The organism is Caballeronia sp. LZ003 (assembly GCF_031451465.1).
Classification (GTDB): Bacteria; Pseudomonadota; Gammaproteobacteria; order Burkholderiales; family Burkholderiaceae; genus Caballeronia.
Genome location: NZ_JARUXJ010000003.1, coordinates 174,272 through 197,503 on the forward strand (window position 1 = coordinate 174,272; position 23,232 = coordinate 197,503).

General features: G+C 62.8%; 16 protein-coding genes. 4 read left to right on the top strand and 12 right to left on the bottom strand.

Annotated features, from left to right (window positions below; all coding sequences use genetic code 11):
• Positions 1–16 precede the first annotated feature (16 nt).
• Genes recC through recD form a run of 3 tightly spaced genes read left to right on the top strand, consistent with a single transcriptional unit; the run spans position 17 to position 9,410 of the window.
• On the top strand, positions 17–3,577 hold the full coding sequence (gene recC, locus QCE79_RS18880) for an exodeoxyribonuclease V subunit gamma (RefSeq protein WP_309846852.1): 3,561 nt from the start codon (positions 17–19) through the stop codon (positions 3,575–3,577).
• Positions 3,574–7,296, top strand: a complete 3,723-nt coding sequence (gene recB, locus QCE79_RS18885) for an exodeoxyribonuclease V subunit beta (RefSeq protein WP_309846854.1) — start codon at positions 3,574–3,576, stop codon at positions 7,294–7,296. Before recC ends, recB begins: the two co-directional genes overlap by 4 nt.
• A complete protein-coding gene (gene recD, locus QCE79_RS18890) occupies positions 7,293–9,410 on the top strand; it encodes an exodeoxyribonuclease V subunit alpha (protein ID WP_309846857.1) in 2,118 nt (705 codons plus the stop codon). The genes recB and recD overlap by 4 nt, the downstream gene beginning before the upstream one ends.
• On the opposite strand, the gene QCE79_RS18895 is transcribed toward recD, so the two are convergent.
• The 6 genes from QCE79_RS18895 to QCE79_RS18920 all read right to left on the bottom strand — a co-directional run bounded on the left by QCE79_RS18895 (position 9,407) and on the right by QCE79_RS18920 (position 16,921).
• Complete coding sequence (locus tag QCE79_RS18895) at positions 9,407–11,704, bottom strand: FdhF/YdeP family oxidoreductase (RefSeq protein WP_309846859.1); 2,298 nt, start codon at positions 11,702–11,704, stop codon at positions 9,407–9,409. The genes recD and QCE79_RS18895 overlap by 4 nt on opposite strands.
• Before the next feature lie 107 nt (positions 11,705–11,811).
• Positions 11,812–13,413, bottom strand: a complete 1,602-nt coding sequence (locus tag QCE79_RS18900) for a histidine kinase famiy protein (RefSeq protein ID WP_250494479.1) — start codon at positions 13,411–13,413, stop codon at positions 11,812–11,814.
• 282 nt (positions 13,414–13,695) lie between these two features.
• Entirely contained in the window at positions 13,696–13,887 is a 192-nt protein-coding gene (locus QCE79_RS18905) for a hypothetical protein (RefSeq protein WP_244830934.1), read from the bottom strand.
• A gap of 482 nt (positions 13,888–14,369) precedes the next feature.
• Positions 14,370–15,251, bottom strand: coding sequence for a class I SAM-dependent methyltransferase (locus QCE79_RS18910; protein ID WP_309846862.1), 882 nt, complete (start codon positions 15,249–15,251; stop codon positions 14,370–14,372).
• Entirely contained in the window at positions 15,248–15,739 is a 492-nt protein-coding gene (locus QCE79_RS18915; RefSeq protein WP_250469213.1) for a polyhydroxyalkanoate granule-associated phasin, read from the bottom strand. The genes QCE79_RS18910 and QCE79_RS18915 overlap by 4 nt, the downstream gene beginning before the upstream one ends.
• Before the next feature lie 234 nt (positions 15,740–15,973).
• Positions 15,974–16,921 carry a GlxA family transcriptional regulator gene (locus QCE79_RS18920; RefSeq protein WP_250527587.1) on the bottom strand — a complete coding sequence of 316 codons (948 nt, stop codon included), beginning with the start codon at positions 16,919–16,921 and terminating at the stop codon, positions 15,974–15,976.
• Between the two features lie 268 nt (positions 16,922–17,189).
• Between QCE79_RS18920 and QCE79_RS18925 the strand changes: the two genes are divergently transcribed.
• Positions 17,190–17,732, top strand: a complete 543-nt coding sequence (locus QCE79_RS18925) for a carbonic anhydrase (protein ID WP_309846868.1) — start codon at positions 17,190–17,192, stop codon at positions 17,730–17,732.
• 89 nt (positions 17,733–17,821) lie between these two features.
• Here the strand turns inward: QCE79_RS18925 and QCE79_RS18930 are convergent, their stop codons facing one another.
• The 6 genes from QCE79_RS18930 to QCE79_RS18955 all read right to left on the bottom strand — a co-directional run bounded on the left by QCE79_RS18930 (position 17,822) and on the right by QCE79_RS18955 (position 22,925).
• Positions 17,822–18,220 (bottom strand): FKBP-type peptidyl-prolyl cis-trans isomerase, encoded by a 399-nt coding sequence (locus tag QCE79_RS18930; RefSeq protein WP_309846871.1) that lies wholly within the window; start codon positions 18,218–18,220, stop codon positions 17,822–17,824.
• A gap of 71 nt (positions 18,221–18,291) precedes the next feature.
• On the bottom strand, positions 18,292–18,597 hold the full coding sequence (locus QCE79_RS18935) for a DUF4148 domain-containing protein (protein ID WP_244830928.1): 306 nt from the start codon (positions 18,595–18,597) through the stop codon (positions 18,292–18,294).
• 67 nt (positions 18,598–18,664) lie between these two features.
• Positions 18,665–20,200, bottom strand: a complete 1,536-nt coding sequence (locus tag QCE79_RS18940) for a cryptochrome/photolyase family protein (protein WP_309846875.1) — start codon at positions 20,198–20,200, stop codon at positions 18,665–18,667.
• 152 nt (positions 20,201–20,352) lie between these two features.
• Positions 20,353–20,478 carry a hypothetical protein gene (locus QCE79_RS18945; protein ID WP_255784860.1) on the bottom strand — a complete coding sequence of 42 codons (126 nt, stop codon included), beginning with the start codon at positions 20,476–20,478 and terminating at the stop codon, positions 20,353–20,355.
• A gap of 22 nt (positions 20,479–20,500) precedes the next feature.
• Positions 20,501–21,499 carry a cytochrome d ubiquinol oxidase subunit II gene (cydB, locus tag QCE79_RS18950; RefSeq protein WP_309846879.1) on the bottom strand — a complete coding sequence of 333 codons (999 nt, stop codon included), beginning with the start codon at positions 21,497–21,499 and terminating at the stop codon, positions 20,501–20,503.
• A gap of 34 nt (positions 21,500–21,533) precedes the next feature.
• Positions 21,534–22,925 (bottom strand): cytochrome ubiquinol oxidase subunit I, encoded by a 1,392-nt coding sequence (locus tag QCE79_RS18955; protein WP_309846881.1) that lies wholly within the window; start codon positions 22,923–22,925, stop codon positions 21,534–21,536.
• Between the last annotated feature and the right edge of the window lie 307 nt (positions 22,926–23,232).

Here is a 23,232-nt window from a genome sequence, read left to right on the forward strand (position 1 = left end):
CTTCACGGAGCCTTTTTTGAAGCCGAATTCGCTGTCGCCGGGGCTCATGCTCATCCACGGCAACCGCTCCGAGCGGCTGCGCGATCTGCTCGTCGAGTGGATGAAGCGCTATCCGCTCGCCCCGTTGGAAAACGAGATCATCCTCGTGCAAAGCAACGGTATCGCGCAGTGGCTCAAGCTGGCGCTCGCCGCGCATGTCGATGCCGCGAGCGGCGAGGGCGGTTGCGGTATCGCCGCCGCGCTCGATATCAGCCTGCCTTCGCGCTTCATCTGGCAAGCGTATCGCGCGGTGCTGGGCGCGGACGCGGTCGCGGAAGTCTCGCCGTTCGACAAGGCGCGCGTCGTCTGGCGGCTCATGCGCGTGGTGCCCGCGCTCGTCGGGCGCGAGGAATTCGAACCGCTGCGGCGCTTCATCCGTCATGACGACGATCGCCGCAAGCGCTTTCAACTGGCCGAGCGCATTGCCGATCTGTTCGATCAGTATCAGATGTATCGCGCGGACTGGCTCGCGAAGTGGGCCTCGGGCAAGGATGTCGTGATCGACGCGCGCGGGCAGGCGCATGCGCTACCCGCCGAACAGCGCTGGCAGGCGGCGCTCTGGCGCGCGCTGCTGGCCGATGTCGAACAAAGCCCGCAGGACAATCCCAACGAAATCTCGTCGCTCGGCGGCCGCGCGGCGGTCCACGAGGCCTTCATGCAGCGCGCATCGAGCTGGCCGGAAGGCAAGCGGCCGGCGGGCCTGCCGCGCCGCATCGTGGTGTTCGGCATATCGAGTCTGCCGCGTCAGTCCTTGGAAGCGCTGGCGGCGTTGTCGCGCTGGTCGCAGGTGCTCATGTGCGTGCCGAATCCGTGCGCGCATTACTGGGCCGACATCGTGCCCGACAAGGAATTGCTGCGCGCCTCGCACGCGCGGCAGACGCGTCGCGAAGGCGCGCCCGCCGAATTGCAGCCGGAACAGTTGCATCTGCATGCGCATCCGCTGCTTGCGTCGTGGGGCAAGCAGGGACGCGACTTCATCGGCTTGCTTGACGAATTCGACAGCGCCGAGGCGCGCGAGAGCTATAGCCCGCAATTCGCGAGTATCGGGCAGCGTATCGATCTCTTCGAAGAGCGCGAAGCCGACACCATGCTGCAGCAGTTGCAGGACGATATCCGCGACCTTCGGCCGGTGCGGGAAAGCCGCGACCACTGGCCCGAAGTAGACCCGGAGTTCGATACGTCGATACGCTTTCATATCGCGCATAGCCCGCAGCGCGAGGTCGAGATCCTGCACGATCAGTTGCTCGCCGCGTTCAATGCGGACCCGCAATTGAGGCCGCGCGACATCATCGTGATGGTGCCGGATATCGAAACCTACGCGCCGCATATTCAGGCGGTGTTCGGTCTCTTCGAGCGCAGCGATCCGCGCTACATTCCATTCAGCGTGGCCGATCGCGGACAGCGCGCCGCCGATCCGCTGCTCGGCGCGCTCGAGGCGTTGCTCGGCCTGCCGCAATCGCGCTTCGCGGTGAGCGATCTGCTCGATCTGCTCGACGTGCCCGCGTTGCGCCGCCGGTTCGGCATGGAGGAAAGCGATTTGCCGCGTCTGCGTTCGTGGATTCGCGGCGCCAACGTGCGCTGGGGTCTGCATGCCGAACAGCGCGCGAGTCTCGGCTTGCCGCGCGATCAGGCAAGCGCCGCGCCGCATACGTGGGCGTTCGGGTTGCGCCGCATGCTGCTCGGCTACGCCGTCGGCAGCGATGCGCAAGCGTGGAACAACATCGAACCGTTCGGCGAAGTCGGCGGCCTTGATGCCGCGTTGCTCGGGCCGCTCGTGCGCCTTCTGGATGCGCTCGATCACACCTGGCGCAGTCTGCGCGAGCCGGCCACCGTGCCTGTCTGGTGTGAACGCCTGCGCGCGCTGCGCGTCGCGTTCTTCGAGAGCGACGACGCCGAAGACGCCTACACGTTCGCGCGTCTCGACAACGTGCTGCAGGACTGGCTCGACACCTGCAACGAAGCGGGCCTCGACGATGAATTGCCGCTTTCCGTCGTCGGCGACTACTGGCTTTCGCAACTCGACCAGGGCGCGCTGTCGCAGCGCTTCTTCGCGGGTGCGGTGACCTTCGCGACCCTCATGCCGATGCGCGCCATTCCGTTCCGTCACGTCTGCCTGCTCGGCATGAACGACGGCGACTATCCGCGCGCGCGCGTGCCGATGGACTTCGACCTGATGCGCGGCTACTACCGGCCGGGCGACCGCTCGCGTCGCGAGGACGACCGTTATCTGCTGCTCGAAGCGGTGTTGTCGGCGCGCGACCATCTGTATGTTTCGTGGGTCGGGCGCAGCATCAACGACAACAGCGAGCGGCCGCCCTCGGTGCTGATCGGGCAACTGCGCGATCATCTGGCGCAAGGCTGGCGTCTCTTCGACGAAGACGCATCGCTCGTGAATGCGCTGACCGTGGAGCATCGCCTGCAACCGTTCAGCGCGGACTACTTCAACGCGGACGACGAGGCATCGCCGCTCTTTACCTATGCGGCCGAATGGCGGGCGTCAAGCCGACCGGGGCACGCCCAATCCGATGACACGCCGCTTGCAACGCTCGCGCCGCTCGTGCGCGAAGAGCCGCTCACGCTGCGCGAACTCGCCGACTTTCTGAAGAATCCGGTGCGCCAGTTCTTCCGGCAACGTCTGCGCGTGTCGTTCGAAGTGGAGCAGATGGCGAGCGAGGACGACGAGCCTTTCGAGCTCGATGCGCTCGCCATCTGGAAGCTTCAGGACGAACTGATCCGCGCGCAGGCATCGATATTGAACGAAACGGGCGCGTTGCAAGAAGGCGCGCTGGAAGAAGCCCGCGAAACCCGCATGGCGATGATCCGCCGCCGTGGCGATCTGGCGACGGGCGGCTTCGGCGACATCGCGAGCGGCAAGCTGCTCGAACCGATGGACAAGCTCTTCGAAGCGTGGCGCAAGGAGGTCGAGCGCTGGCCGGTGGCTATGGAGCGCGATCGCGAAGTGCGCTTCACGATCGAAGGCGCGACGCAGACGCTCGCGCTCGCGGATTGGCTCGGCAACTGGCGCGCCGACGCCGATGGCCGCGAGGCACGCCTCATCATGGAAACGCGCGAACTCGTTTCGGGCAAGGCGTATCGGTATGCAAGGCTCACGGGCGCATGGGTGGAACACCTCGCGGCGAATCTCGACGGACACGAGGTAACGACCGTGATCGTCAGCAAGAAGGGCGTCGTCGAATTCGCGCCGCTCGAAGTGAGCGTGGCGCGGCGGCATATGACCACGCTTCTGCAGGTCTGGGAGCGCGGCATGACGCGGCCGCTGCCGTTCGCGCTGGAATCCGCGCTCGAGTGGCTTTTCAAACATCGCATCGAGCCCGCCGAAGCGCACGGCGCCGCGCGCCGCAAGTACGAAGGCGACGACTACAACAAGGGCGAAGTGCAGAAAAATGCCTCGCTGCTGCGTGCGTATCCCCACTTCGCCGCGCTCGCGGCAAGCGGCGAATTCGTGGAACTGGCGGAGCATCTGCTCGACCCGCTCGTCTCCACCGTGGTCAAGAAAGAGAAGGCTGCCAAGGCATGAACGCATTCGATTCGCAGACCGTCCAGCCGCTCGATCCACTGCGTTTTCCGCTTGCGGGGCGCAGTCTGATCGAGGCGAGCGCGGGCACGGGCAAGACTTTCACCATCGCCATGCTGTATGTGCGGCTCGTGCTCGGCCACGATCCCGGCAACGACGCGGCGCGCCCGCTCACGCCGCCCGAGATCCTCGTCGTCACCTTCACCGATGCCGCGACCAAGGAACTGCGCGACCGTATCCGCGCGCGTCTGACCGAAGCGGCGCGCTACTTCCAGCAAGACGCAAGCGAAATCGAAGCGTTCGACCCTGGCGACGAAGACCTGCTGCACGCCTTGCGCGAAGAATACGAGCCTGAAGCGTGGCCTGCCTGCGCGCGCCGGCTCCAACTCGCGGCCGAATGGATGGACGAGGCGGCGGTGTCGACCATTCACGCGTGGTGCAACCGCATGCTGCGCGAGCATGCGTTCGATAGCGACAGCCTCTTCGATCAGACGCTCGAAACCGATCAAAGCGATCTGCTGGCGCAAGTCGTGCGAGATTACTGGCGCACGTTTTTAGCGCCGCTCGACGAACGCCGCGCGGAAACGGTGGCCACGTGGGTATCCGGTCCGCGCGAGTTGCAAAAGACGCTGCGCAATCTCATCGACCTAGCCGAGCGTTTGCCCGATGCGCAAGCTCCCGCCGATGTGCTCGATGCGCGCGCCTTGCGTCTCGCGCAGATCAAGGAGCCGTGGAAGACGTGGCCCGAGATCATGGGCGAGTTGATCGATCAGGCGCGGCTTGCCAAGCGGTTCAAGCCGCGCAGTTACGGCAAAAGCGATTGCGACCGCTGGCTCAGGACGCTCGTCGAATGGGCGCACGACCCGCACGCGCTCATGCCCGATCTGACGAGCACCGCGTGGTCGCGGCTTACGCCCACCGCGCTCGCGGAGCATTGCGAAGGCGAGCCGCCGTCGCATGAAGCCTTCGAAGCCATGCTGACCTTGCAGGCCGATCTCATCGCACTCGAAGCGAGCCGCACCGAGATTCTCACGCACGCGGCGCGTTGGGTCGCAGAGCGCTTTGCGGGCGAACAGGCACGGCGCGCGCAAATGGGCTTCGACGATCTGCTCGCGCGGCTCGATGCCGCGTTGCATGGCGCGAACGGCGCGCGTCTTGCCGAAGTCATTCGTCATCAGTTTCCGGTCGCGCTGATCGACGAGTTCCAGGATACCGATCCCGTCCAGTACCGTATCTTCGATGCCGTCTATCACGCGCAAGACGCGGGACAGGCGCTCATCATGATCGGCGACCCGAAGCAGGCCATCTACGCTTTCCGCGGCGCGGACATCTACACGTACCTCGCCGCGCGCCGTGCGCCGGGCACGCAACTCTTCACGCTCGCGAAGAACTTCCGCTCGACGGCCGCCATGGTCGATGCCGCCAACCATTGCTTCGACATGGCCGAAGCGCGCGCGGATGGCGAAGGCGCGTTCCTGTTTCGCAGCGGCGACGACAACCCGGTGCCGTTCATCAACGTGAGCGCGCAAGGCCGCGACGATGCGTTCGTCATCGATGGCGAAACGCCACGCGCGCTCACCGTCTGGTGCCTGCCGCCCAGCGACGACGGCAAGCCGACGAGCAAGACCGCCTACATTCAGCGGATGGCGCCGGGCTGCGCAAGCGAAATTGTGCGTTTGCTCAACCTTGGGCAGCGCGGCGAAGCGGGCTTCGAGGGATCGCGTGGCCGCCGTTCGCTCTCTCCCGCCGATCTCGCCGTGCTCGTCAACAACCGCACCGAAGCCGAAGCCATCCGGCGGGAGTTGCGCGCGCGCGGCGTGCGTTCGGTGTATCTGTCGGACAAGGACTCGGTATTCGCGAGTGACCAGGCGGGCGAACTCGTGCATTGGCTTGCCGCCTGCGCCGAACCGGAAGACGGACGGCTCGTGCGCGCCGCGCTTTCCACGCCGACGCTCGGACTCGACTTCGGCGAACTCGACGCGCTCTTCAGCAACGAAACGCAATGGGAAGCGTGCGTGCTGCAATTTCGCGGCTATCGCGAAAGCTGGCGGCGTCAGGGCGTCTTGCCGATGCTGCGGCGCCTTCTCAACGACTTCGACGTGCCCGCGCGTCTTTTCGAACTGCAAGCCGGCAACGGCGAGCGCGTGCTGACCGACCTGCTGCATCTGGCCGAACTGCTGCAACAGGCAAGCGTGCTGATCGAAGGCGAGCACGGGTTGATCCGGCATTTGGTAGAAGAACACGAGGCGGCGCTCGAAGGCAGCGGCGGCGATGCGCGCCAGATGCGTCTGGAAAGCGACGGCGATCTCGTCAAGGTGGTGACCATCCACAAGTCGAAGGGGCTGGAGTATCCGCTCGTGTTTCTGCCTTTTGCGTGCGCGCATCGTGCGGTGACGCCGAAGGATCTGCCCTTGAAATGGCACGATGAAACCGGCGAGCTCAACGTTACGCTCGACGGCGACGAAGACATCCTCGTCAAGGCCGACGACGAACGCCTCGGGGAAGACCTGCGCAAGTTATACGTGGCGCTGACGCGCGCGCGCTATGCGACGTGGATCGGCATGGCGCCGCTCGAAGCGCTCGAACGCAGCGCCATCGGTTATTTGACGGGCGGGCGGGAGCCTGTCGTCCCGGCCGAATTATTCGACCGGCTGAGCGATGTGTTCGGGGCATCGGCGAATATCGCGGTTTTGCCCGCGCCCGAGGCTCGCGCCGAGCGCCTTGCCGCGCGTGCCGAAACCGCGCTCGCCAGCGACGCCCGCAAGTCGGTGCGCGTGGTGCGCGAAGCCTGGTGGATTGCGAGCTATTCGAGTCTCAAGACGTCGAGCGGCACGCATGCCGCGCCGGATACGCCGGTCGAAGACGTCTTCATCGAAACGCGCGATGCGCAAAGCGAAGCGTCGCAGGAAGAAGACGCCGATGCACCGCGCGCGGTGTCATCGTCCGGACGCACGCTGCATGACTTTCCGCGTGGCTCGGAGCAAGGCAGCTTCTTGCACGACTTGCTGGAATGGGCCGCGCAACAAGGCTTCCAACACACCGCCGACGACCCCGCCGCGTTACGCGAACTCGTCGCGCGGCGCTGCGCCGTGCGTGGCTGGGAGCGCTGGATCGCGCCGCTCACCGCGTGGATCTTGAAGATCGTATCGACGCGTTTCGTCGTGAAGGCCGCGCACGGCATGCGCGCGACTGCCATTGCGCTGGCGGACCTCGACACGTCGCTCGCCGAAATGGAGTTCTGGTTCGAGGCGCGGCACGTCGACACGACCGCCGTCGACCGGCTCGTGTGCGCGCATACGGCCGGCGGTGCCGCGCGGCCCACGCTCGAACACGCGCAACTCAACGGCATGCTGAAGGGCTTCATGGACCTCGTGTTCGAGCACGAAGGGCGCTATTACGTGGCGGACTATAAGTCGAACTGGCTCGGTTCGGACGATTCGGCCTACACGACCGAGCGCATTCGCGCGCAGATGCTGCGCTCGCGGTACGACCTGCAGTTCGTGCTTTACACGCTTGCGTTGCATCGGCTGCTCAAGGCGCGTCAGCCGGATTACGACTACGACGAGCATATCGGCGGCGCGGTTTATCTCTTCGTGCGCGGCCTCGACGCCCCGACTCAAGGTCTCTACGCCGAACGTCCGCCACGCGCGCTGATCGAGCAACTCGACGCGTTGTTCATGGGCGAGGCCCGCGCTGTCATCGCAGAAACGGAGTGGGAATGAGCCTTTTGCCGTCCGGCACGCAAGCCGAATTTTCCTTCGAAGAGAGCGAACCCACGCAATCCGTCTTCGATACGACCGAAGACACCGCGCATCTGCTCGATGCCTGGGTAAAGCGTGGTTGGCTGCGTGAAGTCGATGCCGCATTCGCTCGTTTCCTCGCCCGCGAAGCCGCCGACGCGCACGGTCTGCTGATCCTCGCGGCGGCTTTGGCGAGCCATCAACTCGGACGCGGACACGCCTGCCTCGATCTCGTCGCGACGCTGGCCGATCCCGGCTTCGTGCTCTCGTTGCCGCCCGATGGCCATCTCGACCCGGACGCGAGCGACGACGAGGAAAAAGACCTGCTGCCATCCAAAGTGCTCGAAGGCGTGACACTCGCGCGCTGGCAGGAAGCGCTGACGCATGCCGCGCTCGTCGGCCATGGCGCGGGTGCGACGCCGCTCGTGTTCACCGGCACGCGGCTTTATCTGCGGCGCTACTGGCGCTACGAACAGGACGTGTGCCGCGCCATTCGCGAACGGCTCGATGCCTCCGCGAACGCGCCCGATGCAGCCGCGTTGCGTGCCGCGCTCGACACGCTGTTTTCCTCCGCATCGGCGGCGACCGACTGGCAGAAGATCGCCTGCGCGCTCGCCGCCAAAAGCGCCTTCAGCATCGTGACGGGCGGGCCGGGCACGGGCAAGACCACGACCGTCGTCAAGCTACTGGCGTTATTGCAGGCACAGGCGCTTGCCACGGGCGGCGACGCGCGCGCGTTGCGCATTCGCCTCGCCGCACCAACGGGGAAGGCCGCCGCGCGTCTGAACGAATCGATCGCGGGCGCGGTCGCGCGACTGCCGCTCGATGCCTTCGCGAACGGCGCCGACATCCGCGCGGCGATCCCCGTCGCCGTGACCACGTTGCATCGCTTGCTCGGAACGGTGCCGGATTCGCGGCGCTTTCGGCATCATGCGGAGAATTTGCTGTCGCTCGATGTCCTCGTAATCGACGAAGCCTCCATGGTCGATCTGGAGATGATGAACGCCGTGCTCGCCGCGCTGCCGCCGGACGCGCGCCTGATCCTGCTCGGCGACAAGGACCAGCTTGCGTCCGTCGAAGCGGGCGCGGTACTCGGCGAATTGTGCAGACGCGCATCGAAGGCGCATTACACGCCCGCAACGCAAGCGTGGATCGAAGCGGCGACGGGCGAGCATTTAGACGGCGAATACATCGATGCGAACGGCAGCGCGCTCGACCAATCCATCGCGATGCTGCGGGTGAGTCATCGCTTCTCGGCGGCGAGCGGTATCGGGCAACTCGCCGATGCGGTCAACAAGGGCGATGCGCTCGAAGTCCAGAAAGTCTGGTCGCATGGCCACGACGATCTCGCCTTCGTCGAATGTCCGCCGGATAGCGACGCGGTGCTGAAGGCGCTCGCCGTGGAAGGCACGGCGGGGCACGCCAGCGAAGTATCGGAGCGTCAGGGTTATCGGCATTATCTGCAAACGATGCGCGAGCGGCAGCCCGCCCACGACGCCGCCGCCGCCGCCTTCGACGCATGGGCGCGCGCGGTGCTTCACGCTCACGACGCGTTTCAGTTGCTGTGCGCGCTGCGTCGCGGCGCGTGGGGCGTGGAAGGGCTGAACAAGCGCATTGCACGCATGCTGCACGAGGAAGGCTTGATTGCCGCGAACGCGGAGTGGTATCTCGGCCGCCCGGTGCTCGTGACGCGCAACGATTACGAGCTTGGGCTCATGAACGGCGATATCGGCATCACGCTTGCCTTGCCGGTGCACGATGGCACCTGGAGCCTGCGCGTAGCCTTCGCCGCGGGCGATGGCAGCGAACGCATTCGCTGGGTGCTGCCAAGCCGTCTGCAAGCCGTGGAGACCGTCTTCGCGCTCACGGTGCACAAGTCGCAAGGCTCCGAGTTCACGCATGCGGCGCTCGTGCTGCCCGAGCGCTTGAGCCCCGTGCTGACGCGCGAGCTGGTCTATACCGGCATTACTCGGGCGCGGCGTTTTCTCACGATCGCGAGCGCGGGCGGCAAGAGTGTCGTCGAGCGCGCGGTGCAGGCGCGCGTGCTGCGGGCGAGCGGCTTGTCGGCGGGCTTCGGGACGCAGGCATCGGATTAGGCGGCCGCTGCTTTCGCTATGCGCACAGGCACCGACTTGTACGATGGTGTGCCGCTTTCCTTGTCGATGTAGTCGAGCGGCACCAGCACGTTCGCCTCGGGATAATAAGCCCCGATGGAGCCGCGAGCGATCTTGTACGCGATGACCGTGAAGCCCGCGAGCTTCTGCGTGCCATCGTTGGCATGGCCAGGCAGGGCCGTTTCGACATCGACGACATCTCCATGTTCGAGCTGCTGCACGGCCATGTCCGCTTCGTTCATGAAGATCACATCGCGACGGCCGAACACGCCGCGATAGCGGTCGTCGAGTCCGTAGATCGTCGTGTTGTATTGGTCGTGGCTGCGCAAGGTCGTGAGCTTGAGCACGTCGTCGGCTTCGAGCGCGTTCTCTTCGTTCAGTCCGCCAAACGTGATGAACTCCGCTTTGCCCGATGGCGTCGTCCACACGCGTTCGGTCGGCGGCAAGGGCAGGCGGAAACCGCCCGGTATGCGAATCCGCTCGTTGAAGCGCTCGAAGCCTGGGAATACGGCTTCGATGCCATCGCGGATGAGGTCGTAGTCGGCAATCATGTCGAGCCAGCGCACTTTGCTATGCAAGAGCGTCGCCTGCGCAATGCCCGCGATGATCGCAGGCTCCGAGCGCAACGAAGGCGACGCGGGCGGCAGCTTGCCGCGCGAGGCATGCACCATCGACATCGAATCCTCGACGGTCACGGCTTGCGCGCCGCTCGCCTGCTCGTCCATCTCCGTGCGCCCGAGACAAGGGAAGATGAACGATTCCTTGCCCGTGAGAAGGTGATTGCGATTGAGCTTGGTGTTGATGTGCACGGCAAGATCGAGCTTGCGCATGGCGGCGAAGCATTTGGTCGAGTCGGGCAGGGCGACCGAGAAATTGCCGCCCAGACAAAACAGCGCCTTAGATTTGCCATCGAGAATGGCCTGAATCGCGCGCACGGCGTCGTGCCCATGCGCCTTAGGCGGCACGAAGCCGTAAGTCGCTTCCATGCGCGTGAGCATGTCGGCGGGCGGCTTTTCGGTGATGCCGACCGTGCGATTGCCCTGCACGTTCGAATGTCCGCGCAACGGACAGATGCCCGCGCCCGGCTTGCCGAAGTTGCCGCGCATGAACAGCAGATTGGCGATCTGATGCACGTTGGCCGTGCCCTTGCTGTGCTGCGTAATCCCCATGCCATACGTGACGATGGTCGCGTTCGACTTCACGTAGGCGCGCGCGACGAGTTCGAGTTCGTCGCGCGTGAGGCCGCTGGCTTTCTCGATATCGGCCCATTCGGTGGCGTGCAGATCGGCGACGAAGGCTTCGTAGCCGTTCGTGTGGCCTCGGATGAACTCATGGTCGATGACGGTGCCATCGGCATCGACGGCGTCGTCGAGCGCGATGATTGCCTTCTGAATGCCCTTGAGCGCCGCCGCATCTCCGCCCACTTTCACCTGATAGTACGAAGAGGCGATGTCCGTCGAACGCATGGTGGCCATTTCGACGGCGTCTTGGGGATCGGCGAAACGTTCCAGCGCGCGCTCGCGCAACGGATTGAACACGATGATGGGCACGCCGCGCCGCGCCATTTCCCACAGCGTGCCCATCATGCGAGGATGGTTCGTGCCGGGATTGTGTCCCATCGCGATGAGCAGTTCGCAATGATCGAAGTCTTCGAGCGAGACCGTTCCCTTGCCGATGCCGATCGATTGCGGCAAGCCGACGCTCGTCGCTTCGTGGCACATGTTCGAGCAGTCGGGGAAGTTGTTGCTGCCGTATTCGCGTGCGAAAAGCTGGTACAGGAAGGCGGCTTCGTTCGATGCGCGCCCCGACGTGTAGAACTCGGCTTCATCCGGCGAGGCGAGCGAACGCATGACTTCGCCGATGCGCTTGAACGCGGCGTCCCATTCGATGGCCTCGTATTTGTCCGTGGTCTTGTTGTAGGCCATCGGATGCGTCAGGCGGCCTTCGTTTTCGAGGTCGTAGTCGGACGATTCGAGCAAAGACGTGACGGTGTGTCTGGCGAAGAATTCAGGCGGGACGCGCTTCTTGGTGGCTTCCCAAGTCACGGCCTTGGCGCCGTTCTCGCAGAACTGGAATGTCGAGCGATGCTCCTTATCCGGCCACGCGCAGCCGGGGCAGTCGAAGCCGTCGGGCTGATTGGTGCGCAAGAGCGTGAGCGGCGCCTTGAAGGCGTCCATTTGCTGCCGCACGGCGCGCGCGGTGGCGTTGAGCGCGCCCCAGCCGCCTGCCGGGCTGTCGTAGAGCTCGATGCCTTGCACTTTCCGATGATCTGCCATGACGACTCCCGGACGTTGATAGCGTTGCTGCCATGACGTGAGCGTCGCATCTGAAGCGGGGGAGGTCGTGCAGGATCGAACGGTTTTAGCGGATAGGCACGGCGACGTTATCGCCAGCGCGGGTCGTCCAGCACCAGGCGTACTTCGCGTGCAAGATCGGCCTGACGATAAGGCTTGTGGATGACCTTGAAGCGCACGCCATTTGCATCGGCGATATCCTCGATGGTTTCGGCGTAGCCCGTCGCCACCAGTACACGCAGTTCGGGCTTCAGACGCTTGGCTTCGCGCGCGAGTCCCGCGCCGGTCAAGGCACCCGGCATCACGAAGTCCGTGAAGAGCAAATCGAATGCTTCGTCGGATGCGAGAATGGCCAGCGCGTCCGCTGCGTTGAGCGCGAGCTTCGTCGAATAGCCCATTTCGTCGAGCATGGCTTGCGCGACTTCGCCCACGTCGCGCCGGTCATCCACGATCAGTACTTTCTCGGTTCCTCTTTGGCTGATCACGTGCGAGGTGTCTTGCGACGCCTCCTCGGCCACATCCACCGAGGGGAAATAGAACGTGAGCGTCGAGCCGACGCCGTAGTCGGACGATATGGTGAGCGCGCCGCCTGTCTGACGCGCGAACGAAGCCACCATGCTCAAGCCAAGCCCCGTGCCCTTGCCACGGCCCTTGGTGGTAAAGAACGGCGTCAGCACCTTGCCGGCGACTTCCGGCGTCATGCCCGTGCCGTTGTCGGTGATGGATAGCGTGACGTAGCGTCCTTCGGGTAGATCGACGAGGCCTGTTGAATTGGCCTTCGTCAGTTCGAAGTTATCCGTGCGCAGGAGCACTTGCGCGTCGGTTTGGCCGCTCAATGCGTCGCGCGCATTCAGGATGATATTGAGCATGGCCATTTCGAGTTGCCCGACGTCCAGTTGGCAATTGCGCAAGTCACTGGCAAATTCCGTGCGGATTGAAATGGTGTCGCCGAGCGTGTGACGCGCGAGTTCCAGCAAGTCGTCGCAGATGCCGTTCAGGTTCACCGTGCGCCCGACCAGCACCTGCTTGCGCGCGAACAACAGCATTTGCTGCGTGAGCGACGACGCCGTTTTGACCGCGCCGCGAATCTTGGCGATGTTCTTCAGGATGGTTTCGTCGCGTGCATCGGTCTTGACGCTGAGGTCGAGCAGATCGACATAACCGACCATGACTTGCAGCAGGTTATTGAAATCGTGCGCCACGCCGCCGGCCAGTTGACCGAGCGCTTCCATTTTCCGCGCCTGATGCAGACCTTCTTCGGCTTCGTGCCTGCGGCTCACATCGACCTGGGACGCGAAGAAGTACACGAGTTCGTTCTCTTCGGTGAAGATGGGCGCAATGAAAAGCTCGTTCCAAAATGTCGTCTTGTCCTTTCGATAATTCAGGATTTCGGCGGCAAACTCTCTGCCTTCTTTCAGCGCGACGCGGAGATCGGCAAGCGCCGTCAGGTCGGTGTCCGGACCTTGTAGAAACCTGCAATTGCGGCCGTAGATCTCGGCGTCGGTGTAACCCGTGAGCTTGCGAAAGGCATCGTTGGCAAAAATGATCGGGTAGTCGGGAAGGCGCGCGTCCGCCACCAGCATCGGCGTGCGCGTGGTGGTGGCGGCCGCGAAGAACAGATCGTCCCGGCGCGGGTCGAGTCCTCGGTTTTGTTCGACGAAAGGTCGTGGGCCATGTATGGGTGAGTGCATGATCGCTGCTCGCAGAACGTTTCCGCAGACACGCAGTTTGCGCGCTCTGCGCCGGCTGCGAGGGATTATTTGCACGAGCTGGCTGAGCACCGGGGGCGAATGATGGTTCGATACGCCATCGAAGCCTCACCGCCACGAAGACAAAGCTGCCGCCAAGCGGTTTGCGCTCGGTTTTCGGCTTGGTCCGTGCTTTACGCTTGGCAACGCTCAAGCGCCGCGCAATTCGCGACATCGAGCGCCCGCGTTTCAATGAGCGCCTCTCGTGCTCTACGACGTCGTATTTTAGGTAGCCGGCTTGTCTGCCTGATCCTTGTGCTCCGGGCTGTCCGTGACATCCAGATCGTCGAGCACCGAGTCGATCTTCTCACTGTCGCCGTTATCCAGTTTTTCCTGGACTTCGTCGTCTGTCAGCGAATCGGTTTTATCGGCGGGGTGCTGCTCTGCATTACCCGAAGGCATGGGTTTGTAGTTCATGTCGTCCCTTGATTCCAGTTGAAGGTCTGTTGCAAGCGCAATGGCAAGGCGCCCGAGGTATTCGCAAAAAACCAAAAAGCACCCGCGACGGGCCTGCCACGGGCGGCGCGCAATGGCGGGTCTGTCGACTCTCTGCCCGGCGAAATCACCGCGTCAGGAGACATCCCCTGACCACGACCCTCGGTGATCCTTAACAATCAGCATGAATCGTTCCGAATGTCAAAAAAGGCGGTCTAGAAGGGGAACGCGTTGGACTTGCGGTAGGGCTTGCGTGGCTTGCAGGCCAAGCGGTAGACGAGCGAGGGAAGTTCGTTCGATTGCCAGCGCGGACCGCGACAGCACCCGTGGAGACGCGCACAGGAAGTATCGGTAGACGGAGGATGGTTTGCCTGGGAAGGCGTTTGGAACTGGCAAAACGACTCAGGTGTCGAGTCATGCGCCCCGCGACTTGCACGCCGAAGCGAAGCGAAAGTGAAATAATCCTACCGGCCCAGCGTCACATGCACCAGACACGGCAGATACTTTTCGCTGCCCGGATGCATGCGGATCAAGTTGTCCGCGAGCCTCGGCCAGCCACGCGGCGCGCGGTATTCGAGCAAGCTCACCGATTCGATGCCCGGTGACCACGCGCGCAGACAAGCTTCGATGTCGTTGGTATCGATGCCCCACGGCATTGGCGGTAAGCGATAGTACGGCGTTTTCATCACACCCCACATGGTCAGCGACGAAAACCATTGCGGTATGACATCGAAGATCATCTGGGCTTTGGGAAAGCGCGCGGCGATATCGTTGAACAGGCGCTTCACCGCCGCCGGGTCGAGGTACATCAGCAAGCCTTGAGCGACGACCAGCACATCGCCGTCCGAATCGATCTCTTTTGCCCACAGCGGATCGAGCGCGCTCGCCGCAATGTGACGAAAGCGCTTAGATGGCTGCAAAAAATTCTCCCGAAACGCGATGGCAGCGGGAAGGTCGACGGTGAGCCACTTCATGCGGCCGTTATCGACACGGTGTGCCTGAGTTTCAAGGCCTTCGCCCAGCGAAGCGACTACGCCATTCGGATGATCTTCGAGCCAGCGCAAGACCAGATGATCGATTTCGGCGGCGCGTGCCGCGAACGAGCCGTCCGGGACACCGAAGCGTCCCGCGAAGTCATAATCGATCGCAGCGCAGATTCTGGAACTCTCGGGATCGGACAACACGGGGTTCGGCCGTCTGGCCTCGCACGCGCGGTCATACAGCGTCCACAGCATCGTTTCCGATACGCCCTGAAGGTTCACCACGATATCTGCCTTCGCTTCGCCGTTTTTCGACTGGCGCGCGGCGGCACGTCGGCGCCGTAACGGGACAGTCGCGGTGCTCACAAGGCACCTAGCCGTTTGGCATTGGCTGTCGCGCGGTCGTGAATGGGAGCAAGCGTTTCCTGGATCACGTGCGTGGCCGAATTGGCCAGACGCAGCGGATTGATCGGCGCATTATTGACGACGCCAAGCAAAACGGCCTGCCGCTCCAGCCATTGTGACGCAGTCTGGCTGGATGCCAGCGCGATAGTCGCGGAGGAGGCTTCCCAGATGAGCCGCGTCGTGTCGGCGGCGAGCGTGATGGCGAGGCTGAGACAGCCGGAGCCGAGCGCTTGCAACGCTTCCGTCGCGGCTTCTTTCTTTTCGGTGCTCATCAGGCTGAATTCGGTTTGATCGCGCTCGCTCGGCAACGGTCCCGCCATTGCCATGCGGACCGTGCGATGTCCCACCACCTGCGAGGTCGCGCGGAACATCTCGCTTGCGTCGGAGAGCGTTTCGAGCCAGCTGGTCGAGAGGTCGCGAAGGGGGGAAGCGGACGTAGATGCGGCCATGTAGGCGCTCCTTTGATAGTGGAAACTAGGCGGATGGCCTACTGACGATTGTCGATTGTCGACTGCAACTTGACGATGCGAGCGCGGCTAGTGGAACCGCGAGCAATGCACAGGCCCATGATAGGCCGATAAATGTTGCGACGCAACATAAAAGGACATGTCGCTGCTATTAGTCAAGCAATGCGATGCCTGCATGAAAAGAACGGTCATTCATAAGCGACGATCAGCTAGTTTTCAACGCAGTTCGCTGCGTGCGTTCCTGCGCAGCACATCGGCGGGTACGCCAAAGGTCCGCAAGAACGCGCGACGCATGCGTTCGCGGTCGGCGAAGCCGGTTTCATCGGCGACCACGTTGATCGTGTGACGCCCTTGCTCGATCATGAATCTCGCGGCTTCCAGCCGAATCTGTTCAACGGCCTTGGCCGGCGACTGACCCGTTTCGGCCATGAACGCTCGGCTGAATTGCCTCGGGCTAAGGTTCGCCACCGCCGCGAGTTCCTCGACCGTGAGTGGATTGCGCAGATTGCGGCGAATGTGCGCGACGACCAACTCGATACGATCGGACCTAGGCGTCATCTCGAGCAACGCGGAATGCTGCTTCTGCCCGCCGAGCCGACGCTGATGCATCACGAGAAGCCGGGCGACGAGCTTCGCGGCATCCGGGCCGAGGTCATTGTCGATCAGCGCCAGAATGAGATCGATGCCGGCGGTCATGCCGGCCGAGGTCCAGACCGGGCCATCGTTGATGAAGATCCGGTCCTCGTCCGTCGTCACGTCCGGAAAACGCGCCCTGAATTCGGGTGCATGCGCCCAGTGCATGGTCGCGCGCCGTCCGTCCAACAGTCCCGCTTCGGCGAGCACGAAAGCGCCGCTGCAAATGGAAGCAATCCGTCTCGACGCCTTGGCCGCCGCTTGCACGAACGCGATCAGATTCGCATCGAATGAAGGCATTTTGAGTTCGGTGATCGACCCGACGATGACAGTGTCGAAAGCCGGGTCGTCGAAAGCCTCCGTCGAAAGCGTCATGCCACCCGACGACTCGATCAAGCCACCGTGTTCGGACAACAGACGAATGTCGTAGTACGGGCCGGTCGGCGGAAGGTTCGCCAGTTCGAACGCCGTCAAGGCCGCAAGACTCATCATCTGAAACCTTTGCGGCACGATGAAGCCGATCCGATGCATGGTTAGTCCCGCCGTGTGATGTCCTGAATGGTGGCAACTACGACATGGATCGTAACGGCGCGGAACGTTAAGGTACAAGCGATTTCCGCATCCGCTCGCATCGAGTGAGACGACGAACATTGCGTCGCAAATCGCCCGGGCCGCAGCCGAGCAGATAGTGGCGATCCTTTAAAGCCGCGAAGGCATGGTCTAAAAGTATGTCTCGAGCGGGCGCCGCGCACCGAATACAACCATCGGGCTATTTGCCCTGATCGCCAGGAGAAAGGACATGGACTTCAACCAACTCATCGCGGAACGTAACGCGCACTTCGTTCAAACGCGGTTCGAGCCTGAACTGAAGATGCTGCCGTCGCTGGGGACGATTGTCGTTGGCTGTGTGGATCCGCGTGTCGATCCTGCCGCCGTGCTTGGGCTGGAACAAGGCGAAGCGGCGGTGATTCGCAACGTGGGCGGGCGTCTCAATCGCTCATTGCTCGAAACGCTGGCCGTGCTGAGCGTCGTGGCGCGTGCGGCCGGACGCCCGAATGGCGGGCGCAACCTCGTGCTGCTTCAGCATACGGATTGCGGAATCATCGGATGCCATCGGCATGCGCCTGCGCTGCTTGCGCAGTATCTCGACGTCGAGCCTTCCGCGCTCGATGCCCTTGCCATTACCGAGCCCTACCAGGCAGTCGCGCTGGACGTCGCGGCGCTCAAGGCCAATACGACGTTGCCGGATGATCTAGTGGTGTCGGGTTTGGTCTATGACGTAAAGACCGGTCGTGTCGAAACGGTTGTTCCGCCGGCGCCGTTGCGTGAAGCGGCTGCCTGATTGACCGGTGCCGCGAGCGCCCTGGCATGCTGCCTTGCCGGACAACTTCCGGGCAAGGCAGCATGTCTTTAAGCGATTTTGGTAACGGCTTACTTTCCGATTCCAAGCAAATCGATCTCGAACGTGAGATCGCTGTTCGGCGGAATCGAGCCTATACCGCGTTCGCCGTAAGCGGTCGCTGCCGGGCACGTCAGCTTGGCCTTGCCGCCGACTTTCATCTTCTGCACGCCTTGCGTCCAGCAGGGAATCACGCGACCGAGCGGGAAGCTGGCCGGGCCGCCGTGCTTGTCCGACGCGTCGAATTCGGTACCGTTCGCGAGCGTGCCGCGATAGTTCACGCGCACGACGTCGTCGGCGGTAGGTTGCGGTCCCGTTCCTTGCTCGATGTGTTCGACGACGACACCCGACGGCAACTTGTCGACCGGGTTTGCAGCGAATGCAGTCGATGCAAGAGTCGAAGCAGCAAGCAAAGCAATGACGAATTTCATGCGAGATCCTCGTTTGTCAAAACCTGATTATATCGGGCGCGTTCCCTCGTCCCGAGTCGGCACGCGGCGTTTCAGCTTGGCGGCATCGGCTGACATTCCACTTGATACCAACGATCCACCTGACGTTGCGCCGCTTGCAGATCGTCGGGGTAATACGGATCGAAAAACATGGACGGGTGATAGCCCGCCGTTTCCAGCGCCGCCAATTCGCTGCGATTACGCTCGGATGTGATCGGCGCATTGTTCTTGAGCGCGGTCAGATCGCGGCACTGTGCAGGGCTAAGATGCGTCGTGCCGTTCTGCATGCTGGTGGCGCAACCGGTGAGCAGGATGGCCGTCGCGCAAATCAGAGGCCGGAATCTCGGCAAGTGCTTCATGTCATGTCTCCAGTGAAGTCCAGTTCTCAAGCGCTGCGTGCCAGCCAACGTTACACCGTGCGGGCCATCATAGCGAATCCAGATTCGCCTTCAGCGCACGCGCTTTCGTGGCTATGGCCGCGCGTTCTTCATCGGGCATCCGGCTCAACTGCTTATAGATCATCGTAAGCCGATGATTACGCCCGAGCGTCGCCTCGTTGCGCGCGAGAAAGTCCCAGTAGAGCGCGTTGAAGGGACAAGCGTCTTCTCCGTTGCGGCCTTTTCTGTCGTATGCGCAGCCTTTACAGTAGTCGCTCATGCGGTCGATGTACGCGGCGCTCGAAACATAAGGTTTGCTCGCCATCAAGCCGCCGTCGGCAAACTGGCTCATGCCTAGCGTGTTGGGTAATTCGACCCATTCGAAGGCATCGATATAAACGCCGAGATACCACGCACAGACTTCGGGGACGGAGAGACCTGCGAGCAACGCAAAATTGCCGATGATCATCAGCCGTTGAATATGATGCGCGTGCGCCTCTTCGAGCGACTGGCCGACCGCATGCTTCAGGCAACGCATGCGAGTGTCGCCGGACCAGAACCACTGCGGCAGCGCGCGCTTGTGACGGAACACGTTCTTGCTTGCGTAGCGCGGCATCTGCGCCCAGTACACGCCGCGAATGTATTCGCGCCAGCCGATGATCTGCCGAATGAAGCCTTCCACCGAAGGCAATTCGGCACGGTGCGCGCGATACGCCTCTTCAGCCGCTTCGACCACTTCGCGCGGGTTGAGCATCTTCGTGTTGAGCGCGAACGAAAGCTGCGAGTGGAAGAGACGCGGCTCGTGCGTGCTCATTGCGTCCTGCCATGCGCCGAAGTTCGGCAAGGCTTCCTCAATGAAGCGCGCGAGATGCTGGAGCGCTTCTGCACGATCGAGCGGCCAGCGAATACGCGCGGCCTGCGGATTGCCGAAGCTGTTCACGCCTGCGGCGACGATATCGCGCCATAGCTTCGAATGGTCATGCACCGGCCGAGGGTCTTCGGGCGGCGGCGGTTCGCCATGCCATGCGCGGCGATTGTCGTGATCGTAATTCCACTGGCCGCCTGCTGGCCGATGCTCCGTTTCCATCAGCACGCCATGCTGGGTACGCATATGCCGATAGAACCGCTCCATCAGCCATTGTCCTTTGCCGTGGATGTCGAAGAACTGCTTCGTTTCGTGGCGTCCGGTGAAGAAGTGTTCGCTGTCGACCATTTGCGTGGCGATCGGCAGCGCCTTCGCATACGCGTCGAGCTGATGATCGAGCCGCCATTCGTCGGGTGCCTGATACTCGAAGCGATCGATTCCCTGCGACGCAATCAACGCGTCCAGATTCGCGGGAACGGAGTGCTCGTTGGCCGTATCGTCGATCTTCAGATAGTGAACGCGATGTCCAGCCTCACGCAAACCGTCCGCGAAACGGCGCATCGCCGCGAAGATGGCGATGATCTTCTGCGCGTGATGCAGCACGTAATCCGTCTCCTGCCGCACCTCCATCATGACGTAATGCACGGTGGCGTCGGGCTCGACGAACCAGCTATGCGCGGGGTTCAACTGGTCGCCGAGAATCAGGCGCAAGGTAGTCATGGCGATGGCGTGGAGATTTTGGCGGCAATCTCCTGATGCCAGCAATCCAGACGCCCGGCATGCATCGCAACCCGGATCGCCGCTTTGGCAACGCGAATACGCCTGCGTGTGGACGTTTTGTCGATGCTCTTTGCGCGAGAACGTCGCCTCGGTCAATGCCCCATCGCCTTGACGGCCAGATAGTGGAACGGGTAAGTAATGAGCGCGGTACCCGCCACACCCACGCACCAGAGCAGCACGAACCAGAGAAAGCGGCGGAGTGCCGGGCTTGGTTTCATAAGCGTCATCCTCCGCGCGAGATTAGTGATAAGCCGAGCCGGGTTTCACTTTGCCCCGGAACACCCAGTAGCCCACCGTCGTATAAGCCAGAATGATCGGGATGATGATGACCGCACCCACGAGCGTGAACGCCTGACTCGTTTCCGGCGATGCCGCCTCCCATAAGGTCACGCTGCCCGGCAACGCATAAGGCCACACGCTCAAGAGCAGCCCGATATAGCCCAGGAACACGAGCAGCAGCGCGATAGCGAGCGGACCGGCCTCTGACTCGCGCTTGATCGCGAAGTACATGGCGACCGCCGTCAGCACCACCGCGACCGGCACCGGATACAGCCAGAGATGAAACGACGAATGAAACCAGCGTTCGGCGATGCGCGCATCGGTGAGCGGCGTCCACACGGATATGACCGCGATGAACGCAAGCAGCACGGCCGTGAGCGGAAGGATGAGCGCGCGCATGCGTCGTTGCAGATCGCCATCCGTCTTGAGGACGAGATAACCCGCGCCCAGCAGCGCATAGGTGCATGTGAGACCAAGCCCTGTGAGAAACGGAAAAGGTGCGATCCAGAAGAACGGGTCGCCCGAGAATGCGTTCTGGCTCACGGGTATGCCGTGCAGATAGGCACCCAATATCACGCCCTGAAAAAAGCTCGCGCCAGCCGAGCCGCAGATGAAGAACAGGTTCCAGATATTTTTCGTGCGCGTTGCCTTGGCGCGCACTTCGAAGCTCACGCCCCGAAAGATCAGACACACCAGCATGAAGATGATCGGCAGGTAAAGCCCCGACAGCGCGATCGAATACGCAAGCGGAAAGGCCGCGAACAACGCGGCGCCGCCGAGCACGAGCCAGGTTTCGTTGCCGTCCCATATCGGCGCGATGCTGTGCATCATCAGGTCGCGTTCGGCATCGTCGGGAAAGAACGGGAAGATCATGCCGACGCCGAGGTCGAAGCCATCGAGCGCCACGTAGATGAAGATGCCTGCGGCGATGATCGCAGCCCAAACGATTGTCAGATCCATGTCGTCACCTCACGTGATTTGGCGTGCCGCACGGTTAGCGCGAGACGGCGGAGAAGGGGCGGCGGCCCGTGGCTTCGGTGGGATCGCGCGTGGCGTCGGCAGGCAGCGGCGGCGTTCCTTGCGGTCCCTGGCCGATCATGCGGAAGATGTAGTAGAGCCCGATGCCGAAGACGAGGCAATACACCAGCACGAACAGCAGCAGGGAAAGCCCGGCGGAAGCCTGTGTGATGGGCGAGACTGCATCGGAGGTGCGCAACACGCCATAGACCACCCAGGGCTGGCGGCCCGCTTCCGTCGTGATCCATCCGGCGAGCAGCGAGATGAAACCAGTCGGGCCCATCAGGACGGCGGTCCACTGGAACCAGCGCGCTTCGAATAAGCGTCCGCCGCGTCTGAGCAGATTACCCGTCACGGCGACGAGAATCATCAGCATGCCGAGACCGGCCATCACGCGGAAGGTCCAGAAGATCAGCGACGAATTCGGCCGGTCCGCTTTGGGAAAGTCCTTGAGCCCGCGAATTTCGCCATCCCAGCTATGCGTGAGAATCAAGCTGCCGAGATGCGGGATCTGGATCGCATGACGCGTGACTTCCGCGTTCATATCGGGAAAGCCGATGAGATTGAGCGCCGTGCCGCCTTTCTCGGTTTGCCAAAGGCCTTCTATCGCCGCGATCTTCGCGGGCTGATAGCGCCGCGTGTTGAGACCGTGCTGGTCGCCCACGAGCGCCTGAACCGGCGCGAGCACGAGCAGCAGCCAGAGCGCCATCGACACCATGGTTCGCGTTTCCGCGTCGCGCCTGCCGCGCAGCAGATGCCATGCGCCCGTTGCCAGAACCACGAGCGCGGCGACGATGAACGCCGCAAGCGCCATATGCGCGAGCCGATACGGGAACGACGGGTTGAACACGATGGCGAACCAGTCGACCGGAACCACGTGTCCGTTCTCGATCCTGAAGCCTTGCGGCGTCTGCATCCAGCTATTGGACGAGAGAATCCAGAACGTGGAGATCAGCGTGCCGATCGCCACCATGATCGTCGCGCCGAAATGCGCCTTCGGGCCGACCTTCTCCCAGCCGAACAGCATGATGCCGAGAAAGCCCGCTTCGAGAAAGAAGGCGGTCATGACTTCATAGGTGAGCAAGGGACCGGTGATGGGTCCGGCAAAGCGTGCGAAGCCCGACCAGTTGGTGCCGAACTCATAGGCCATGACCACGCCCGACACCACGCCCATGCCGAAGCCCACGGCGAAGATGCGCGACCAGTAGAGACAAAGCACCTTGTAATGCGGCTTGCCGGTCTTGAGGTAGCAGCCTTCGAGCACGGCGATGAAACTCGCAAGCCCGATGCTCAATGCCGGAAAAATGATGTGAAACGAGACCGTGAAGGCGAACTGAAGGCGCGAAAGGTCGAGAGCGTCGAGATTCATCGGAGCATCCACCAAGGCTGCGCGCTAGCCCGGCGGACCTTGGCGCGGTTCATCGAACCGTGATCTGCGCATGGCGAATCACGGGCCACGTCATCGGGCCGGGGCGTTCGCTTCTTGGAAACGCCTGACGGGCCGGTGTCAATCTGACGACATCATGGCTTCTGCAAACACCTTCGGCATTTATACGTATGTATAGCGAAAGGGCGACATGCCGCTGGCGCGCGGGCGGGAAGACAAATAGCGTGCGAATCTGAAATGCGCGGGTTCGTCGGAGCAAGACGGCGCGCCAGCCTCATGGATGCCGCTT

Bases quoted from the DNA above. Each gene is read 5' to 3' on its own strand.
- QCE79_RS18955 (WP_309846881.1), bottom strand. From the start codon at position 22,925: ATGAATCTCGACGCTCTCGACCTTTCGCGCCTTCAGTTCGCCTTCACG.
- QCE79_RS18920 (WP_250527587.1), bottom strand. From the start codon at position 16,921: ATGCATCGGATCGGCTTCATCGTGCCGCAAAGGTTTCAGATGATGAGT.
- QCE79_RS18900 (WP_250494479.1), bottom strand. From the start codon at position 13,413: ATGCACTCACCCATACATGGCCCACGACCTTTCGTCGAACAAAACCGA.
- QCE79_RS18915 (WP_250469213.1), bottom strand. From the start codon at position 15,739: ATGGCCGCATCTACGTCCGCTTCCCCCCTTCGCGACCTCTCGACCAGC.
- QCE79_RS18945 (WP_255784860.1), bottom strand. From the start codon at position 20,478: ATGAAACCAAGCCCGGCACTCCGCCGCTTTCTCTGGTTCGTGCTGCTC.
- QCE79_RS18930 (WP_309846871.1), bottom strand. From the start codon at position 18,220: ATGAAATTCGTCATTGCTTTGCTTGCTGCTTCGACTCTTGCATCGACT.
- recD (WP_309846857.1), top strand. From the start codon at position 7,293: ATGAGCCTTTTGCCGTCCGGCACGCAAGCCGAATTTTCCTTCGAAGAG.
- QCE79_RS18940 (WP_309846875.1), bottom strand. From the start codon at position 20,200: ATGACTACCTTGCGCCTGATTCTCGGCGACCAGTTGAACCCCGCGCAT.
- cydB (WP_309846879.1), bottom strand. From the start codon at position 21,499: ATGGATCTGACAATCGTTTGGGCTGCGATCATCGCCGCAGGCATCTTC.
- QCE79_RS18925 (WP_309846868.1), top strand. From the start codon at position 17,190: ATGGACTTCAACCAACTCATCGCGGAACGTAACGCGCACTTCGTTCAA.
- QCE79_RS18935 (WP_244830928.1), bottom strand. From the start codon at position 18,597: ATGAAGCACTTGCCGAGATTCCGGCCTCTGATTTGCGCGACGGCCATC.
- recB (WP_309846854.1), top strand. From the start codon at position 3,574: ATGAACGCATTCGATTCGCAGACCGTCCAGCCGCTCGATCCACTGCGT.
- QCE79_RS18895 (WP_309846859.1), bottom strand. From the start codon at position 11,704: ATGGCAGATCATCGGAAAGTGCAAGGCATCGAGCTCTACGACAGCCCG.
- QCE79_RS18905 (WP_244830934.1), bottom strand. From the start codon at position 13,887: ATGAACTACAAACCCATGCCTTCGGGTAATGCAGAGCAGCACCCCGCC.